The organism is Pseudomonas sp. B21-015 (assembly GCF_024749285.1).
GTDB lineage: Bacteria > Pseudomonadota > Gammaproteobacteria > Pseudomonadales > Pseudomonadaceae > Aquipseudomonas.
This window is the reverse complement of sequence record NZ_CP087196.1, coordinates 2,660,652-2,677,600: the sequence shown is the minus strand read 5'-3', so window position 1 is coordinate 2,677,600 and position 16,949 is coordinate 2,660,652. Positions and strand designations below refer to the sequence as shown.

At 53.2% G+C, this 16,949-nt stretch carries 17 protein-coding genes and 2 pseudogenes; 10 read left to right on the top strand and 9 right to left on the bottom strand.

The genetic code is table 11. From position 1 onward, the window contains the following. Positions 1 to 105 precede the first annotated feature (105 nt). Positions 106 to 1,023, top strand: coding sequence for a LysR family transcriptional regulator (locus LOY38_RS12185; protein ID WP_258700222.1), 918 nt, complete (start codon positions 106 to 108; stop codon positions 1,021 to 1,023). Between the two features lie 115 nt (positions 1,024 to 1,138). After that, the gene (locus LOY38_RS12180) at positions 1,139 to 1,759 is read left to right on the top strand and encodes a tyrosine-type recombinase/integrase (RefSeq protein ID WP_258700221.1); all 621 of its coding nucleotides are present in this window, start codon (positions 1,139 to 1,141) and stop codon (positions 1,757 to 1,759) included. Positions 1,760 to 1,931: 172 nt separating this feature from the next. Here the strand turns inward: LOY38_RS12180 and LOY38_RS12175 are convergent, their stop codons facing one another. Continuing rightward, positions 1,932 to 2,312, bottom strand: coding sequence for a hypothetical protein (locus LOY38_RS12175; RefSeq protein ID WP_009043509.1), 381 nt, complete (start codon positions 2,310 to 2,312; stop codon positions 1,932 to 1,934). A gap of 194 nt (positions 2,313 to 2,506) precedes the next feature. Further along, the gene (locus LOY38_RS12170; RefSeq protein WP_258700220.1) at positions 2,507 to 2,722 is read right to left on the bottom strand and encodes a hypothetical protein; all 216 of its coding nucleotides are present in this window, start codon (positions 2,720 to 2,722) and stop codon (positions 2,507 to 2,509) included. A 784-nt stretch (positions 2,723 to 3,506) separates the two neighbouring features. On the opposite strand from LOY38_RS12170, the gene LOY38_RS12165 reads away from it, so the two are divergent. The 3 genes from LOY38_RS12165 (at position 3,507) to LOY38_RS12155 (ending at position 7,448) form a co-directional block, all read left to right on the top strand. Beyond that, positions 3,507 to 5,663 (top strand): KAP family NTPase, encoded by a 2,157-nt coding sequence (locus tag LOY38_RS12165; protein WP_258700219.1) that lies wholly within the window; start codon positions 3,507 to 3,509, stop codon positions 5,661 to 5,663. A gap of 10 nt (positions 5,664 to 5,673) precedes the next feature. After that, complete coding sequence (locus LOY38_RS12160; RefSeq protein WP_258700218.1) at positions 5,674 to 6,351, top strand: HNH endonuclease; 678 nt, start codon at positions 5,674 to 5,676, stop codon at positions 6,349 to 6,351. An 887-nt stretch (positions 6,352 to 7,238) separates the two neighbouring features. After that, positions 7,239 to 7,448 carry a hypothetical protein gene (locus LOY38_RS12155; protein ID WP_258700217.1) on the top strand — a complete coding sequence of 70 codons (210 nt, stop codon included), beginning with the start codon at positions 7,239 to 7,241 and terminating at the stop codon, positions 7,446 to 7,448. A gap of 246 nt (positions 7,449 to 7,694) precedes the next feature. On the opposite strand, the gene LOY38_RS12150 is transcribed toward LOY38_RS12155, so the two are convergent. The 4 genes from LOY38_RS12150 to LOY38_RS12135 all read right to left on the bottom strand — a co-directional run bounded on the left by LOY38_RS12150 (position 7,695) and on the right by LOY38_RS12135 (position 10,195). Beyond that, positions 7,695 to 8,324 carry a phage tail protein gene (locus LOY38_RS12150; protein ID WP_258700216.1) on the bottom strand — a complete coding sequence of 210 codons (630 nt, stop codon included), beginning with the start codon at positions 8,322 to 8,324 and terminating at the stop codon, positions 7,695 to 7,697. A gap of 102 nt (positions 8,325 to 8,426) precedes the next feature. Continuing rightward, positions 8,427 to 9,089 (bottom strand): DUF2625 domain-containing protein, encoded by a 663-nt coding sequence (locus tag LOY38_RS12145; protein WP_258700215.1) that lies wholly within the window; start codon positions 9,087 to 9,089, stop codon positions 8,427 to 8,429. A gap of 81 nt (positions 9,090 to 9,170) precedes the next feature. Further along, positions 9,171 to 9,590, bottom strand: coding sequence for a DUF4128 domain-containing protein (locus LOY38_RS12140; protein WP_258700214.1), 420 nt, complete (start codon positions 9,588 to 9,590; stop codon positions 9,171 to 9,173). After that, the gene (locus LOY38_RS12135) at positions 9,587 to 10,195 is read right to left on the bottom strand and encodes a hypothetical protein (RefSeq protein WP_258700213.1); all 609 of its coding nucleotides are present in this window, start codon (positions 10,193 to 10,195) and stop codon (positions 9,587 to 9,589) included. Before LOY38_RS12135 ends, LOY38_RS12140 begins: the two co-directional genes overlap by 4 nt. Before the next feature lie 189 nt (positions 10,196 to 10,384). Between LOY38_RS12135 and LOY38_RS12130 the strand changes: the two genes are divergently transcribed. The 4 genes from LOY38_RS12130 to LOY38_RS12115 all read left to right on the top strand — a co-directional run bounded on the left by LOY38_RS12130 (position 10,385) and on the right by LOY38_RS12115 (position 13,165). After that, the gene (locus LOY38_RS12130) at positions 10,385 to 11,269 is read left to right on the top strand and encodes a hypothetical protein (protein WP_258700212.1); all 885 of its coding nucleotides are present in this window, start codon (positions 10,385 to 10,387) and stop codon (positions 11,267 to 11,269) included. A gap of 197 nt (positions 11,270 to 11,466) precedes the next feature. Beyond that, entirely contained in the window at positions 11,467 to 11,826 is a 360-nt protein-coding gene (locus LOY38_RS12125; RefSeq protein ID WP_258700211.1) for a hypothetical protein, read from the top strand. 45 nt (positions 11,827 to 11,871) lie between these two features. Next, complete coding sequence (locus LOY38_RS12120) at positions 11,872 to 12,114, top strand: DUF4224 domain-containing protein (protein WP_258700210.1); 243 nt, start codon at positions 11,872 to 11,874, stop codon at positions 12,112 to 12,114. A 1-nt stretch (position 12,115) separates the two neighbouring features. After that, a complete protein-coding gene (locus tag LOY38_RS12115; protein WP_258700209.1) occupies positions 12,116 to 13,165 on the top strand; it encodes a tyrosine-type recombinase/integrase in 1,050 nt (349 codons plus the stop codon). Between the two features lie 449 nt (positions 13,166 to 13,614). Here the strand turns inward: LOY38_RS12115 and LOY38_RS12110 are convergent. Continuing rightward, a pseudogene (locus LOY38_RS12110) lies at positions 13,615 to 13,893 on the bottom strand (hypothetical protein); the annotation flags it as partial. 401 nt (positions 13,894 to 14,294) lie between these two features. Between LOY38_RS12110 and LOY38_RS12105 the strand changes: the two are divergent. Next, entirely contained in the window at positions 14,295 to 14,456 is a 162-nt protein-coding gene (locus tag LOY38_RS12105) for a hypothetical protein (RefSeq protein ID WP_258700208.1), read from the top strand. 587 nt (positions 14,457 to 15,043) lie between these two features. Here the strand turns inward: LOY38_RS12105 and LOY38_RS12100 are convergent. Both LOY38_RS12100 and LOY38_RS12095 read right to left on the bottom strand, forming a co-directional pair. Continuing rightward, positions 15,044 to 15,160 (bottom strand): annotated as a pseudogene (locus LOY38_RS12100) (phage tail protein); the annotation flags it as partial. 937 nt (positions 15,161 to 16,097) lie between these two features. Continuing rightward, entirely contained in the window at positions 16,098 to 16,883 is a 786-nt protein-coding gene (locus LOY38_RS12095) for a GNAT family N-acetyltransferase (protein ID WP_258700207.1), read from the bottom strand. Between the last annotated feature and the right edge of the window lie 66 nt (positions 16,884 to 16,949).

Here is a 16,949-nt window from a genome sequence, read left to right as displayed (position 1 = left end):
TTCTGAGAGTGGAGAGCCCCGCCACGATAGAAAGTCTAGGATTAAAGAAAAACTGGGGTAGAGTTCCATTTTATGCGGAGCAGAACATCCGCAATGGAGGGCAGCATGGACAGCTTGAATGGCTTTGTGGTGTTTGTGCAGGTCGCTGAAAATCGCAGTTTCGTTGCGGCCGGCCGAATGCTGGGGGTGTCGGCGTCGGCCATCGGCAAGAGCGTGGCGCGGCTGGAAGAGAAGCTCGGTGTTCGCCTGTTTCACCGCAGCACGCGCAGCGTCACGCCGACTGCCGAAGGCATGCTGTTTCTGGAGCGCAGCCGTCGGATTCTGGCAGAAATCGAGGCGGCTCAACTGGAACTGTCGCAAGCCAGCGTCGCTCCACGTGGACGCTTGAGGGTCAGCCTGCCCTTGGTCAGTTCGCTGGTACATCCGGTGCTCGGCGACTTTATGCGTGAGTACCCGGCCATTGAATTGGACCTAGACTTCAGCGACCGCCTGGTCGATGTGATCGAGGAAGGTTTCGACGTCGTGGTCAGAACCGGCGCGCCTACGGATTCGCGTTTATCGGCCCGTAAGCTCGGTTCATTCCGTTCGTTGCTGGTCGCCTCGCCGGACTACCTGGCAGCGCGTGGTACGCCAAAAGTACCAACCGATCTGCTGCTGCACAGCTGCTTGCACTACCGTTTCCCCAATAGCGGCAAGCTGGAAACCTGGGCCTTGCGTCGTACTGCTGAGGAGCCCGAGTTATCCTTGCCCATTTCGATGATCTGCAACACCATCGAAACCCGTTTATGCTTTGCCTTGCGGGGACTGGGCATCGCCTATCTGCCGGAGTTCTCCGTGAGGCAGGCGCTCACCGAGGGGCAGCTGTGGACCGTTTTGCCAGAGCACACAGAGCGCAATGGCGAGTTTCATTTACTCTGGCCTTCCAGTAAACACCCTTCTCCTAAGGTGCGGGTATTCGTCGACTTCCTCTGCGCCCGGGTTTTTCCGGGGAGAAAGGGGACGGATTTATTTTCACTAATCTAAACGTCCGCTATTGGCCGATTTATGCCTGCTGCCACCGGCAGCTATGGGTCGGTTAGCGACCACCACGCACCGTGACTGATCCACCCTTGTCCTCCCTCAACGTGGAGGACAAACCATGAAGATCATTGCTACATATAGTCATCAGCCTTGGAACAAGGGAAAGCTAGTCGGACAGAAAGCCCCGCTCCGAGTCAGAGATATCTGGGCCATTCGGGTAAGACTCCAGCTCGCGGAGAAAACACGGGATCTGGCTCTCTTCAACTTGGCCATCGACAGCAAGCTGCGTGCCTGTGACTTCACCAAGCTGCGAGTCCGAGACATAGCCCATGGGGAACATGTGTCGTCACGGGCCATCGTGATGCAGCAGAAAACCCAGCACCCAGTGCAACTTGAAATCACAGAGCAAACCCGAACAGTTCAGGAGGCTTGGATGCATCAGGCCCGCCTCCGCAGCGAGGACTTCTTGTTTCCGACCCGGTTGCACGGCTCAGCCCATCTATCCACCAGGCAATACGCTCGAATAGTCAAAGCGTGGGTGACAACCATTGGTCTTGACCCAACCATGTACGGTACTCACACGCTCCGGCGAACCAAGTCATCGCTGATCTATCGCAGGACGAAGAACCTGAGAGCTGTGCAACTCCTGCTTGGTCATACGAAGCTTGAAAGCACTGTCAGATACCTGGGTATCGAGGTCGATGATGCCCTAGAAATGGCTGAACAGACGGAGGTGTAATTCCTCTGCGATGGTCGCAACTAAACTGTCGCCAATAGCTGCCAGTGAGGTGAACCGGACTGACTAACCGAATTGTAAGCGCTCCATAAACCCCACCTGCACATGAAGCGCCGATTCAAGGATGCTGAGCTCCCATTTCTCGCTCGGATCGACCGATCCGCCGAACGGTCTGTTAGTCGTTACGTGTCTGTTCAAGCCGCTTATCAAGCTCGCTTGGCGGCAAGTTCGGCGTCGAGTGAAGCGTCAGCCAGACGGCCCGCAGAATGTTGATCGCGGCCATGTTCAGGTGTTGTTCGGCGGCGTGCAGGGCCAGTTCGGCTGCCAGGCGCTTGTCGGCAGCACTGAGGTGCGCCGTTTTGTGGGTCATGTCCGCATCGACGTTGGCCAACAGCCCCTGGAGTTCCTGCACCGCCTGATCCGATGCCTGACGCATGTCCGCCAGCAGGCGGCTGGCTTCGGCAGGCGTCATGGCCAAGGCGCGGACGCTGCGAAAAGTCAGGCGTGCGGGCAAGGTGGCCAAACTGAAACCCGTCGAAATTAACTTGCCAATCATGCGAACAACTCCTGTAAACGAGTGCTTCAGCAGCGTATCAGAGTAAATCGCAAAAAAATGTCTGCTCATCGCTTGCCAGAATCAACTCTCCGCCTTTTTGGCATCAAGCGTCTGATCGTCGTCAGAACCCTCGAACGATGCGCCCATAGGCACTTTGGAGTCGGATTCAGGCAGCCTTGGCAAAGGTGTTGCACCTAGCCGATGTCCAATTTCTTCAATCGAGTCAGGCCTTGTTTGATATGACCGGCGTTTTCACCCATGGTCCACAGTGCACCACGGACATTTCCGCCCATTTCCTGTGCCCCTTGCTCCTCAATCAGCAGGGTCAACTCCATAATGGCCGCCTCTAAGGCCTGCTGATTTTCGAACAGCCTTTCCAGTACATCCGACAGTGAATAATCGCTTGGCATGGTGTCGATTCCTTTCGAGAAAGCAGCGACAGTGCCCCCAATTGGAACCTGCAATAGGTTGATTGGAGTATGGTCAATTGATGAAGCTGTCACCGGCTACTTTCGACCCAAAGCTGTACTTCACTAAAGGCAGTTAACGGCCGATTCTGTTGAAAAAGTCGGCCATGGTTTCCACGGCAGAAAAGTACGCGCTTGAGATTGAAATCTTTACTTTGAGCAGAGGATTCCGGGCTCGGATTTCGCGTAGCTGCGCGCAAAAAAGGCATTTTTAGCAGTCAGTGCGTGGGCAGTCTGGAAGAACCGACTTTTTCAACAGAATCGGCCAGAAGCGGTCAGTCAAGCTGGCTTGAGCGGCGCCGGTTGTTTAAGCGAAATGAGCTAGTTGAATGGCTATGTGCTACGTTTTCAAAGCTTCTCATCTACCGTTCTTTACAGGAGTACGTATGTTTACTGATATCAAGCCAGGCCCGAAGCCAAAGCGCGATGATGGCAAGGAAGACCGCAGACGGCATGTGAATCCACCCAACGATAAAAAACACCCTACTTTGCCTATCCATAAGCACAAGCCTGGAGACTAACTACAGGCTGACAGCCCTCCGTCATCGTTAGCGTGTCGGCGGGCTTTTTATTAGCGTAGTACATGCTCATTTTCGTATGAGCAATTGTTTGATTTCACCGACTAAGCTGCCGGTATACATAGGAAGAAAAGGCTCTGCGCAAGATGATTCAACAGTTCATTCCAAAAGCGATTGTTTCTCACATATGGAAAGCGACTACTTAAATTATGGAAACCAATGATCACTTGGCGCGCCAAGATCGGGCCATCGAAAAAGCTGAAGCTGATGCATTGGATCGTGGCCCGTTCATCGCCAGCCTTATCAAAGCGCTAGTTCACACCGAACGAAGCACTGAGGGAGAAATCACCCGCTGTGCAACAGGTTTTGTCATAGGCCTGACCGGTGAATGGGGGCTCGGAAAATCGAGTATCCTTAACTTGCTGAGTGCAGAACTGAAGCAGCTGGATAGTGTTGTAGTGGCGACTTTGAACCCTTGGCTTTTCAAAGGGCGCGACGAGTTGGTGCAGGCATACTTCAGTAGCCTACGTGAAGCGCTCGGCCGTAGTACCAGCGAGAAAGCAAGAGAGGTACAGCTACAACTCGAGCGGTATAAGGCATCCATTGAGTTTACCGGTACTACGGTTGCTGCCGTCATTGACGCTTTTGGCAGTGGCGGCGCCGCTACTACTTTTTGGGAAAAATGCGCCATCAAGGGCCTTAAGGCATTAATCAAGCCAAAGGATCTATCGGCGAATCAGGAACGAAAAGCACTCGAAGCGAAGCTTGCTAAGGCGAACGTGCCGGTCGTTGTGTTAATAGACGAACTGGACCGAGTTGAGGATGACGAAGTTCGCGCAGTGGCCCAGCTTGTGAAAGCAGTAGGTGACATCAGAGGAATCTCCTATCTAGTGGCCTACGATCCAGATCGCGTGGCACAAGCGCTTGGAAGAGGTAGCGATCTGGCGGAGCGGCGGCGAACTGGAGAAAGCTACCTGGAAAAGATAATCCAATTTCCGATCTCGCTACGTCCGCTGTTCGCAGATGATGTCAAGGCGCTGCTAGCTAACTCGTTACGCATCAACAACGTTAAACTTCCAGACGCTATAGAGCCATACCAAGAGGAAATTCTTCGACAACTAATCCGAGCTGCGCGTACCCCACGTGAAATCAAGCGGCTGGTCGGTGCGTTCGCAGTGCTGGAAGAAATTATACGCGGCGAGATATGTCCCTACGATGTCCTGGGGTACAGCTGGCTTCTCACAAAAGCTCCTGCGGTACGTGATCTTATCATCAATAATCTTGAAGCCGTAATTGATGATCCCAGCGATCATGAACTCTTGGAAAGAAGTGTCTCACGCCAAAATAACAAAGATAAAGAACTCTCTGTTACTGACATACTTGGCCCTAGCGCAGATGCCTATCGCGAGATTCTACAAGTGCTTTTCCCTAGGTTCAGCAACGAAACCAAAGAGTCCAACGGCAAAAGGATTGCTAAACGTCGAAACCTCATACGCTTGCTCTACCTAGGTAATCCACCGGGCATGATGGCTAGGGCTGAAATCGAAAAGATCTGGAGCATCGGTAACTTCGATCAGATGGAAATCGTCCTTTTGCATTTGCAACAAAGCGAGCAGTTTCTCGCGCTGTTTGATCGACTTGGCGACTTACTTCCAGAGCTTTCTCATGACGGCGATAGGGTCTTCTGGGTAGCTTTGGCCCGTACGCTTGTTCGGCAGCAAGACTGGATTAGGAGCGAAGAGACCCTTGGCTTTTTGGTGGATGATGCTGGGACTATCTTATGGCAGCACGCGAAATCAGCTGCTGAAGGCACGATACGTGTTAAAGCAACCGTTGAGGCTTTGATAGCGGATGGTGACCTTCTCATAGTGCCATGGCTTTTACGGAAGCATCTTTACGCCCATAATCTTACCCAGCATTCACGCCCGAATGGCGGCGAAGTAATCTACAGCAAAAACGAAACGTCAAAATTGTTGGAGCGAGAATTACCCCGTTATCGCTGTGCTGTGATGGATGGAACCGCACTGCGGCGACTTCCTGATATGGAAGCGGTTTATTGCATCGCCAATAGTAAACGATGGGATGAGGAACTTAGGAGCAGCCTTACGGCGCAACTGGACAACATGGACGCAGTCGCGACCTTCGCTGCCCTAACGGTTCGTCCAGGCTATATCAGTAATCGAAGCAGCATGAACGAGATGATTGATGCCGACGCAGTTTTAGAGGTCGTTGATAGATTGGTGGCAGAAATTGGGCTTCCGGACGATCTGTGGCTTGCAGCCTCAGTCAGGCGCCTTCAAGCCACATTGCGCGGTCTAGACCCTTCTTATGTTGGCTATCCCAACTCGCCCACTGAAGAACTGTGAGGAAAAACATTTGAGCTCTGCATATGCCTTTGACCTGAAATTAGTCTGTGGCGGCTATGGTTATTTTTCAACGTTAACACTAGGTAGCGCACCGGATTCTAGCGGTCTTGAGATTCGCAAGCCTTCATTGGTAAACAGTGACGTGTTTTCTGGAGCTCTAGAGGAATTAGGGAGAAGTTACATTGTGGTTGATAACGAAAAAAGCTACTACGACTGGACTTGTATTCAGGGGTGGGCGATTGCAGATGAAAAATTTGTAAGGCGACACATGGCTCACTGGATAAAAAAGCGAAAGTGCCTGATCTCTCCTTACGGGTCTTTTACAGATATTGAGCTGGCATCGGCATCTATTCAGAAAAGGAGTTTTCGAGGGAAGTTCAAACAAAGAATCTTAGATAGAGATGGAAATCAGTGTGTGAACTGCCCAGAAACCGACGGGCTAACTTTGCAGAATGTAAGGCCATATTCCCAGGGTGGGGAGACCAGCTTTAGAAATTTAGTAACGTTGTGTGAACGTTGCAATCAGGATATGGGGGCTGAAACTTATAGGGAGCTATACGATCTTGCAGGCCTACGTTACTCGTATGAACCTTCCTTGCTGAGAGACTCTGAGGTGAATGAGCGAGCAATCCTTCGAGCAGCTCAGTTTTCTAGAAATATTATGCATACCCGATGTGAGCTTTACTGAGGGGATGGTAGAAAGGCGCGTTGTAGGGACAAGGGCACATCTGGACGGTGATCTACGCATAGCCTTACCTTGAATTTGGACGTCCGCTATTGGCCGATTGTGTTGAAAAAGTCGGTCCTTCCAGACTGCCCGCATACTGACTGCTGAAAACGCCTTTTTTGCACGCAGCTATGCGAAATCTGAGCCCGGAATCCTCTGCTCAAAGTAAAGATTTCAATCTCAAGCGCGTACTTTTCTGCCGTTGAAACCATGGCCGACTTTTTCAACAGAATCGGCCGTTTTCTGCCTGTCACGACTGACCAGGTTGGCTGCAAAAATCTCACTTCAGATGAAAGTCGCTTTCCATCAAGCGCAGTCTCTCGATTGCAGCTATGAAATTTAGGGCGATCATGAGCCCACCCAGAACGCCAAATAACCGGCCAAATTCGTTTCCGCAAATAAGTTCCCACCCCTTGATTTCAGAGGCCTCCAGAGCATCAATGAATACTGCCTAGCGGAAATGAATAAAACTTAAAGTATTGAAATATAAGGATTAATCTTCGGACTTGAAAACCGTCGACTGTAACAGGTCCATGAGTTCGAATCCCATCGCCTCCGCCATCTTATGTACGACAAAGCCCTGATTATTCAGGGCTTTGTCGTTTCTGGGGTTTGAGCGGCGTCCTCGTTTTTTGAAGGCGTTACAAAACTATTTGGTAACCGTTACAAAACTTTCCTGATTTTCCGTGCTCCCCCGGCTTTCTGCTAAACGATCACACCTCCTCTGACTGCTACGCTCTTTCCTATCAACGGAGGAATACCATGCCCGCTTAGGCTACCCCATTCCCTGCTTTCCAAGATCAGCAAAACTCAACTCGCCCTTGAGATCGCCACCCCGAGTGCTACCGATGCGCACATCCTTGAAATGGCTGGTCGACAAAAATAAAAGAGAGATGCTTGCTTTCATGGGAGCGGGAATCGCGGTCGTCATTGGTGGCGCCCGGACTGCCTTCATGTATTTTCAGAACAAACCGGGTTTCCCCCTGAAAATTGAAGCTTCATACAATGCCTGTATCGGCGCCGAGAAGAACGTTGCCCTCCAAATACAGTGTTCTTGACGTGCGGACAGAGCGTTGCCGATTGGGCAAAGAAAGAGTGTTCTGAATACTTGATCACGCCAGTTTCCTCGAAAGGTGGGGGCATGTGCGGATACTCCGTAATTGCAATCAAGTGCACATCTGGTAACTAACAGCTACGTTCAGCACACGAACGCTGAAGGCTGCTGCCCGAGCAGAGCTACACCACGATTCTAAAGGGAGTAGGCATGACGAGGTCGTCTCTAGCGCCAGAAGACGCCATTCGGATCATCGAATCCGCATTCGCCCCACTACGTTGCGTAGCTGAGCGATGGGCGACATGGTCGGGGTCGATGTGATCGACACGTAGCCGTTGTAGATGATGCTGCTACCGCCTGGCAGGTTGAGACGAAGCACTCGCACCTGCTTGTCATCGTCAGCAGCCTCGCAGACATCGACATAAGGCTTGGAAGGATCGTCCGCCACCGTTATGTTCAGCGTGATCGGGTTCTTGGTGGTCGGCATCTGGCGATCGTCATCGTCAGCCAGAAAGCCGTAGGTCAGGAACTGTTGATCACCACCACTGGACGCCAGTTCGGTGATCTGCGAGATTTCGGTAAACGACGTGACTTCGCGCACAGAACCAATACCAGAGCCGGCCGGATACTGCTGAACGTTGGTGGTGTCGATGCTGCCCAGCGCAAAGGTGCCGCTGGCGATTACACCGACCTGAACAGCTCGGCCGTCCAATCGCGTCCAGCCCGAGTTCACCGCAATAATGTCGCCCTCGGCCAAGCCATGCGCGGCGGCCGTGGCCACCGCCGGGTTCGCATTAGTCAGCGCAGTAAATGGGATTGCAGTGCCGTAGGCGGAAGCAATTTCGAAAGTTGCGCCGTTGGGCATTTGAATGCCGGCCATGGGTTTTTCCTCTTTTCAGAAATGAAAAAACCCGCTCAGTGGCGGGTTCATTGGTCATCGATTGAAATGGTGAGTGGATAATCCAGGCGCTTCGGCTTGGCTTCAGACTGGTTGTGCAGATCCATTGTCGAGTTTGCGAGCTAGTTCGACATTCATCTCGAACTGTTCGCCAACATCGATCATCGTGCGGCGGCTTTCCTCGATTGAGCCTTCCTGAGTCCAGAGAAACGGAAAGAATGAAAAACACTGATCGGCTTTCAGTGCCTGCAAGTCGCTACGCCAGCCATCCCAGCGCAGGCCGTCGTAAAAGATTGCGAGCCGATCGCTCAAGGCCCAGCCAAGAAAGTCGGTATAGCCAATGTCCAACTGCTCCCAGCGCAGCGTGTCGGGCGCCCAGTAGTACATCGCTCCTACATCATCGCCCAAACCGCCGCCGTTGATGGAAAAGAACCCTCCAGCAGCATCGTCCGCGACCAGCAGATAAGCATCAGCTCGGCCGTCGTTCCAATCAACAAGGTTTCGTGGCAGCTGAGGATGCCCGGAGCCGAGCACGCGTAACCAGCCATGGTCGATAAGCAGACCACCAGTCCCGTAGGCGATCGCACCCAAAGTCGATCTGGTCGTAACCTGAAGGCCAGAAAGAACTCGGCCGTTCTCGGTGGACGGGGGTAGTAACTGATAGTTTAGGGTGGCTTCTACCAGCATTTTTTCAATGAGAGGCAGCGCGGGGTCGCGGCTATCTATCAAATCTTCCAAACTTTTCATCTACCGATCCTTGGGAAAAGGAAGCGATTATAGCCGCATAGGCAATGGAGCGGATTGGAGCTCGGGGTGATAACAAATCAGCTATAGACCCGTGTCCGCGCGGTACATGAACGACACGGGTACAGTAAAAGTTGTGTCGTCGGGAATGCCTGGGCCAGGGTCAACTGGCGTCATGGTCACGACGGTCAGTGCGCCCTTCGTGTTCCGTTCGTACAGCGGGAACAACGCGGCGATCTGGTCAGCCAGTGCACCGGCCGCACCGCGATACTTACCCGAGGGCGTCACGACGCTGACCTGAAATACACCGGTGTACAGCTTGTGGTCACCGCCGAGCGTGTTGCTTGCGGTGTCGCCCGGCAGCGTGAACGCCTTCAGGTAGGTGGCGCCGTCCACCGGCGTGTAAGCCTCGTTTTCGACGACAACCTTCAGCGGTACTGGCAACGCCTTCGCCCAATTGATCAGCTTGGCCTCGTAGATCGAGGCAATGAGGTTATGGCTCATACCTGGTTGTTCCTGATGGCTTCGTCGACGATCCGTTGAAAGCGGGCCAGAGTGATTCGGACCATTCCGCCGGGCGCCTGCTTCGAATGTCCGTACTCAAGCGGCACCGCATAAGGCAGGTTGTTCACGATGTACGCGGTCTGGCCGATGGTCAGGGCCTGCACCTGGGTCATGAGCACCGCAACCGACACGTTGCCCGATGGGTCGACCTGATCAAGTTCGCCATCGGCCGGAGTATCGATAGAGAACTGCCAGTTCCCGCGGAATCGCCCGCCCACGTAGTCCTTGCCCCCGACCAGGCCGTTTACGTTGAAGTTCTGGTCGCGCTCAGTCTTGGTCAGAGGCTTGGCGTACTTCACGCCGCGTTTCAATTTGCCGGCCTTGGTGAAGTTGCTGTCGGTCAGATTGATGACCGTACCGCTGACAAGCGCTGCGCCAGACTGCGGCGTCAAGGATGCACCCTTGGCGAGATTGCCAGCGTCACCGGTGTTGATCGAGACAAGGTCGCCGCACGTATCACCCTGGGCGAACGACTCCTCAGTCTTGAGGTTATCCCGTGACCCGACGCCAGCGGGCAAGGCGCCTGCTGATTTGGCGCGGCTCACTCCCGGCGATCGCCATCTTCACCTTCCTGATGCTGCTCAGCGCTCTGGCTGATCGCGTCACTCAGTAACCCACCATTTCAACGCTGCGTGCATCGCGGCAAGGAACACTCATGTCCACGAATATGCAGATCTGGGATCTGGGATCTGGTCGATACCACTGATCCGAGCGCCACCAAGAACTTCACCGGCATGGGCGGCTTCAAAGGCACCGCCATCAAGCCAACCTACCTGATGCGCAAGGCTACTGAGATCTTCGGGCCGTGCGGTGAAGGCTGGGGCTGGACTGTCCTTGAGGAACGCTTCGACGAGGGTGCACCGCTCCAGGCCCCCACCAAGGAATGGCCCGGCGCCCCGCTCATTAACGCCAAGCTGCACACAGTGAAGATTGAGCTTTGGTATCTGGGTAAAGAGGGCCAGAAATGCACTGTTCAGCGCTACGGTCACACGCCGTTCGTGTTGCTGCAGCAAGGCAAGATCATTACCGACTGGGAAGCAGCGAAAAAGTCGCTTACTGACGCCATTGGAAAATGCTTGCAGCCCCTGGGCTTTGCAGCAGACATCCACATGGGCATGTTCGACGATGCAGCGTATGTCGAGACTGTTCGCGATGAAGTGGCGATCGCCAAGGCAGAAGACAAGCAGCAAGAGATCGAGCGCCAGCAGCAAGAGCGCCTGGAATTCATCAGGTCGGTTATCGACACCATGGCCGGCGCCCAGTCCGCCCAGGAACTCAAGAAGATCCACGACACCGCTGTACGCAAGCTGAGCCTCCGCACCGAGGAACTGGCTGGTCCGGCACTGGCCTGGACAATAGACAGCATCGAGGGCGCCCAGCAGCCCGACGCCAGTCAGCTGCAACTGCCCTTCGCCCGTCACTTCGACGTCGACCACCTGATCGAGAAGTACAGGGTCTGGGTCGAACGCGGGCACAGCTACCCATGGCTGGCTGACGCCACGCGCGATCCTTGCAATCGCCAGCCCGGTCAAACACGCGAGGTCGCTGTGTGCCGAGCCGTCGTATTCGCCCAGACCGGTATAACAGTCAGCGTCCCCGCCGACCTCGTCCAGTTATAAGCCCCCGATTGACAACTCACAGCCTGCCGGTGAGCGGCGTATAGCGAAAGAGTGTTCTCCCTGCACATGACCTCGCCATCCATGGGCCGGTAAAGAGTCATGTAGCAGGGTGAACAGCTGAAACGATACACCACCCGAATTAGACCTGACAATTTATACCTATCGGCCTGCCGGTGAACGGCGGGCGAGGAATCGCTATGTTCGATTTTCAAACGGAATCCACGCCCACCGCTCGCAAGGTGCACAAGTGCAACGAGTGCCATGGGCACATCGAGCCCGGTCAGAAATACCAACTCATCTCCGGAAGCTGGGATGGAGACATGGGGGCGTTCAAGACCTGCATGCCTTGTCTCGCAGCTCGCACCTGGGCCATTGCTCAGCCCGAATGGGGCAGCGATGGCGAGCATCTCTATTACTTCGGCCAGTTGGAAGAAGACCTGTCCTGCCTGGCACCGGAAATCACCTCACAGGACGGCCGCCGATTCCACGCCTACCGCTTGCAGGTACTCATGTGTCGCCGTCGGCTCGCAGCTAAGACGCTGCTCAAAGTGGCTTAACCCAATAACCACCTTCTGCCACCACGCGCGACATGGAGCATCAACATGGAAACTGAAATTCTCTCAGACGAAGAACTGGCAGATCTCACCGGCTACAAGGCCAGGGCCTACCAGCGGCGCTGGCTGATTGATCGTCATTGGGTGTTCGTCGAAAGCCGCGGCAAGCGTCCACTGGTTGGACGGATGTACGCCCGCATGAAGCTGGGGATGGTCTCCCCGACCATCGCTGACCCAAACCCTCCCCCGGCGACTCCGGCATGGACGCCCGACTTCTCTCGAGTGAACTGATATGCGACCCCGCAAGGCCGAAACACGCAACTTACCGCCCCGGATGTATCAGTGGACGCGGAAACGGAAAAGCGGAAAGGACTGGATTGCCTATTACTACCTGGACCTGACCGGTAAGGCGATCCCGCTGGGCAAAGACTTGGACAAGGCCAGGATCAAATGGGCAGAACTTGAAGCCAAGGAAAAGCCGCTCGACCTGCGCACAATGAAGGGCATCTTCGACCGGTACATCCGCGACATTGTCTCCAAAAAAGCACCGCGCACTCAGAAGGACAACCTGTCAGAGATCAAGCAGCTCCGACCGATGTTCGACAGCGCCCCCATCGACTCGATCACCCCGGCCACGATTGCCGGTTACCGGGATGCACGGACAGCGAAGGTGCGGGCGAACCGTGAGATCGCCACCCTCTCCCACGTCTTCAATATCGCCCGGGAATGGGGGCTGACGACCAAGGAGAACCCCTGCCAGGGCGTGCGCAAAAACAAGGAAACGCCCAGGGACTATTACGCGAATGATGTGGTTTGGGATGCTGTTTACAAGAAGGCAGCTCAAGAGCTGAAAGACGCAATGGACCTGGCTTACCTGACCGGGCAACGGCCCGCGGATGTCCTGGTCATGCGGAAGGATGATATCGAAGGGGAATACTTGGGGGTGCAGCAGAACAAGACGCACAAAAAGCTTCGAATTCAAATGACGGCCGATGGCAAGGCAAACAGCCTGGGCCTGCTGATCGCAAAAATGGCCGAGCGCAATGCTCAGCACATTTGCAGCTATCTGATCGTGAGCGCGCGTGGTAAGCGCATGACCGCGAAGATGCTTCGCGATCAGTGGGACAAGGCTCGGGAAAAGGCCAAGAAGGAGGCGGACGAGCTCGGCGACACTCTGCTGGCCGAGAAAATCGGTAGCTTCCAGTTCCGTGACATCAGGCCAAAAGCTGCGTCAGAAATCATCGACGTCGCCGACGCGAGTCTGCTCCTAGGGCACACCAAAGGCGACATCACGGAGCGCGTTTACCGACGCATTGGCGCCATTGCGAAGCCGTCAAAATAGCCCAAAAACCCGTTACAAAACTCAAACTTCGCCCCTTGTAGAATGCGGTCTACAGAGGTGGCGAAAAACAAAAGTATTGAAACGAAAAAGCACTACAGGCCACGGTTTTAGCGACTTTAAATAGCGGTCTTGAAAACCGTCGACTGTAACAGGTCCATGAGTTCGAATCCCATCGCCTCCGCCATTTTTATACGACAAAGCCCTGATTAGTCAGGGCTTTGTCGCTTCTGGGGTTTGGTGAAAACCTCACCGCTCGGGATGTGTTCCATAACTATTATGGGCGCGTTCCATAACTCAGCCCGTTTCGCCCCGACCTCCGGCGTCCTGCCGACCGAAACACAATCAAACCTCCCTGCAATACCAAGACTGCGCGTACAGAACACCGTCGACTTCTTCCAGGCCGCTCAGCGTAAAACCGAGTGTTGCCATGCTGGTTATTCGAGCATCAAGTTCGCGTCATAGGCGCGGACGTAAAACCCCGTCCAGTTACCGGCCGATCCGATCAGGCGCATTCGACACAAGCCGGCAACCCCGCCGACCGTGTCCGGTCTGACAAACACCAGCGGCGGCGCTTGGGATGTCACCGGACGCGCAAAGTACGTCGTTGACCCAAGTCCTGAATCTTCGGTCGGGGCGAACCGACCGGAAGAGCTCACCATCAGCCTCGCATACTCAGAATCGATAATGACCGTGCCGCTGTTGTTCTTGAACTCAAGTCCATATCCCATCAGCTGAACCTCATCACGATCAGGCGCATGGTGCTGGCCGCCGAAGGGAACACGCGTCGAAATCGTGTAGGTATCGGGCCCGACCTTTATTGGGCCGCTATCAGTACAGCCAGACAGCAACGCCAGGGCCAAAGCCCCTACGATCAATTTCATGCAGGTCACTCCTGTGGAATGGGCTGGAAGACATCACTGGTTTGCAGTTTTACGAACCACGCGCGTATTGAAGAATTGCCCACAGAGACTGCGCGATAATGGCTTGCTGACATCTGAAATCGACCAGTTTGGCGAATCTCGCCGTAGCACAATTGACGCACCCGAGGATGAACATAAGTTCATCGAAAACATTGTTCTATACGTCTAGTCTGCGGGTTCCGACATAGTGACTACAGGAGTAACCCACCATGTTTTCGCACGAAAGCATCCCGCTGATCATCATTTTCATCATCATGCTGCTTGGCGTGCTTACCGCCGTCCTCCATCCGGTACATGCGTTCTATAGCTGGCTTCAGAGGCGCAGGGAAAAATCATCCGCCGAGATCGCGAAAGAGGTGGATTCGCGCTGAGGTTTTTTTTAACGAGCCCGGCTAAGTCAGGGCTTTTTGTTGCCTGTTTGGATCAGCGGAAACGAAAAAGCCCAGCGCAGGGCTGGGCTCATGCTGCCGCGGCAGATCTACTTTCGATAGAAGCGCCGAAAAACCGTTTTTCCGTCATATAGTCGCTTACAGATTTTTCGAGATGCAAGCACGCACAGCAGGAAAATAGCGCCAAAGACAACCCAGAGCACTGTCGAGTTAGTCGTGATGAAACTATGGAACAGCTTGGCTCCCCACCACCCCGCAACAACACAAAGAATCAGGAAAAAGACCGCGACGCCTTGGGGAGTACCGTAACGGACCTCGGCCTGACAACCTCGGCAGACTTGAGCGCCCCATGGCACTTCGTTCATACAGTGGGGGCAGGTAACAGTGTGATTGCTTGCCACGAACTCATTCCTTTGATTGATACTAAAAAGCTTTGCAGTCTACGAGATTTCCAAATAACAAGAAATTACTGGCACTGCTTCCCCTCCCGCCCTCGTCCACACGATCAATTTCATGCAGGTCATTCCTGTGGAAAGGCGGGCAATGTAGCACTGGGAGGATGGGAACGAAAAAAGCCCGGCGTGGTTCGGGTAAACCGTGCGCCCGACTTCCATCACGATCATGTCCCCGCGCCGCGGTTGGTCGACCCGATAGAAGCCGGCGGCCTCGTAATTCGCTTCGTATAGTATCCTCGTCCCGTTCGTTGCCGATCAGGCCGTCACGCCTTTGCGATTGCCGTGAGTTGGTTTTTGGCATCGTTGAAACCTGGGCCTGGTTTAAAAGCCTCGCAGGGTCTTCACGCGCGGCTTTGTTGCATTCTGCGTGCTGGTGGCTGTTTTTGAGCTGATAGCGCTAAATGCACGTTTCTTTACTGACGACAGATAGCGGTCTATTGCCACGCTGCGAAGACGATAGTCCTCTCGGAGCAATGTTTTCAGACCGACATTTCGGCGCGGCCCACTGCGGAGTAAAATTAACACGGCACCCAGTGACTAAGGCTTATGTTTGTCTTTTTACCGTAAGTCTGACCAAATCCAGCAAACCAAACTGAAGCTCATCCTAGTCGACCCCGGCAAAAACCGCCTACAGCTTGCTAGTGCACTTGCCAACTAGCCCCAGCTTGGTGAGAGGCTTTTAGCCTCATGTGAATTTACTCGTAGTAGTCTTTAGACATTTTTCAGATATGGTCTACCATCACTGTCGCGCCAGCCAAAAAATGTAATGGACTGCAATTATAAATGGAGTTAGGAATGCTGCCACCACACCTAAAATACGCTATTTTATTACTTTGCTCATTATCAATTGCAAGTATATTTTTTCTATCTAAAGATCTCTCAGAAGGCCTTGTGGGCCCGCGCGAGCATTTACCAACCAAACCAGACAGTTCGATGAGGGAAATAAAGGCACAGATAAAAACAAATAAAGATCTTCCACCGCTTTAATTTATTAAAGCGGAGATGAGCTACAAGAGCACTAGTTTGCTTTTAGCTTGATCGAATTATTCAGAATGGTCACAATCATAGCCAAAATCCATGTTGTCGAATTTACCTCTGCGAAAAAATGGCTAGCTTAGATTATTCATGTGACCCTTAGATACTGCGCAAGATGCATAGCACTAAAATTCTACCTATAAAGCGACTGCCAATGACTCATCATAAGCCCCTGTTTCTCAAGATTTTTTCTACTCTTTGAGGTAGGCAAGGCCGTTGCTGCGATATAGTTGCAGCCATACTCCCTTGCCTTTGTTATACGGTGTGAAATCAAGGCTTGATGGCAGCCTATGCCGCGGAAAGGTTTAGCTGTAACCGCAGTACCTAGGTATCCTACACCGTTGCTAGCAAGCCATAGCACAGAACCAGCAGCAGCCCTACCCTCAACTTTAATCAAGTAGAGGCGCGCACGACCCTCCATCAATAAAGCACTAAATATTGATTTATTTACATTTCGGTCCGATAAGTTCGTGCAAAACCCTTCGGCATGAAGCTTCAAAAATAAATCCAATGTTTCGTGGGTAACCTCTTCCACCAAAAAAGAAGAAGTTGATACTTTTACTTGATCAATACCACATCCTAGCTGGACATGCGTCCACCCCTTTAACAAATCTAATGACTGCCCATCCACCAAAATAGTTTTTTGTGTTTTGCGTAACAGCCCGACCACTGGCAACGCCAGGAGCTTCTTGTATCTTACTATTAACGCACTGACTTCATCAGCACTTGAAACTAAATCCCCATAAATGCGGTTCAACATAGGACTTGCACTCGCCTCAACAGAAAAGCTATTGACCCTCCCTTCATTTTCAGTTTTGGCGCCGAAGGGGTTACCCGCTATGTCGAGCAAGCTCCTTACCCTGAATTGCAGATATTCGAATTCGGCTGCTTCAATAGCAATTAGCTCTCGATTTTCCATCGCCCCTCCACTTCATGCATGTAAAAACATCGCGCCAAGCTGCACTAATCCCAAGACCCATGTATA

Excerpts from the sequence above, each read along its gene's own strand:
- LOY38_RS12185 (WP_258700222.1), top strand. The coding sequence starts at position 106 with ATGGACAGCTTGAATGGCTTTGTGGTGTTTGTGCAGGTCGCTGAAAAT.
- LOY38_RS12180 (WP_258700221.1), top strand. The coding sequence starts at position 1,139 with ATGAAGATCATTGCTACATATAGTCATCAGCCTTGGAACAAGGGAAAG.
- LOY38_RS12175 (WP_009043509.1), bottom strand. The coding sequence starts at position 2,312 with ATGATTGGCAAGTTAATTTCGACGGGTTTCAGTTTGGCCACCTTGCCC.
- LOY38_RS12170 (WP_258700220.1), bottom strand. The coding sequence starts at position 2,722 with ATGCCAAGCGATTATTCACTGTCGGATGTACTGGAAAGGCTGTTCGAA.
- LOY38_RS12165 (WP_258700219.1), top strand. The coding sequence starts at position 3,507 with ATGGAAACCAATGATCACTTGGCGCGCCAAGATCGGGCCATCGAAAAA.
- LOY38_RS12155 (WP_258700217.1), top strand. The coding sequence starts at position 7,239 with ATGCGCACATCCTTGAAATGGCTGGTCGACAAAAATAAAAGAGAGATG.
- LOY38_RS12150 (WP_258700216.1), bottom strand. The coding sequence starts at position 8,324 with ATGGCCGGCATTCAAATGCCCAACGGCGCAACTTTCGAAATTGCTTCC.
- LOY38_RS12145 (WP_258700215.1), bottom strand. The coding sequence starts at position 9,089 with ATGAAAAGTTTGGAAGATTTGATAGATAGCCGCGACCCCGCGCTGCCT.
- LOY38_RS12140 (WP_258700214.1), bottom strand. The coding sequence starts at position 9,590 with ATGAGCCATAACCTCATTGCCTCGATCTACGAGGCCAAGCTGATCAAT.
- LOY38_RS12130 (WP_258700212.1), top strand. The coding sequence starts at position 10,385 with ATGGGCGGCTTCAAAGGCACCGCCATCAAGCCAACCTACCTGATGCGC.
- LOY38_RS12125 (WP_258700211.1), top strand. The coding sequence starts at position 11,467 with ATGTTCGATTTTCAAACGGAATCCACGCCCACCGCTCGCAAGGTGCAC.
- LOY38_RS12120 (WP_258700210.1), top strand. The coding sequence starts at position 11,872 with ATGGAAACTGAAATTCTCTCAGACGAAGAACTGGCAGATCTCACCGGC.
- LOY38_RS12115 (WP_258700209.1), top strand. The coding sequence starts at position 12,116 with ATGCGACCCCGCAAGGCCGAAACACGCAACTTACCGCCCCGGATGTAT.
- LOY38_RS12105 (WP_258700208.1), top strand. The coding sequence starts at position 14,295 with ATGTTTTCGCACGAAAGCATCCCGCTGATCATCATTTTCATCATCATG.
- LOY38_RS12095 (WP_258700207.1), bottom strand. The coding sequence starts at position 16,883 with ATGGAAAATCGAGAGCTAATTGCTATTGAAGCAGCCGAATTCGAATAT.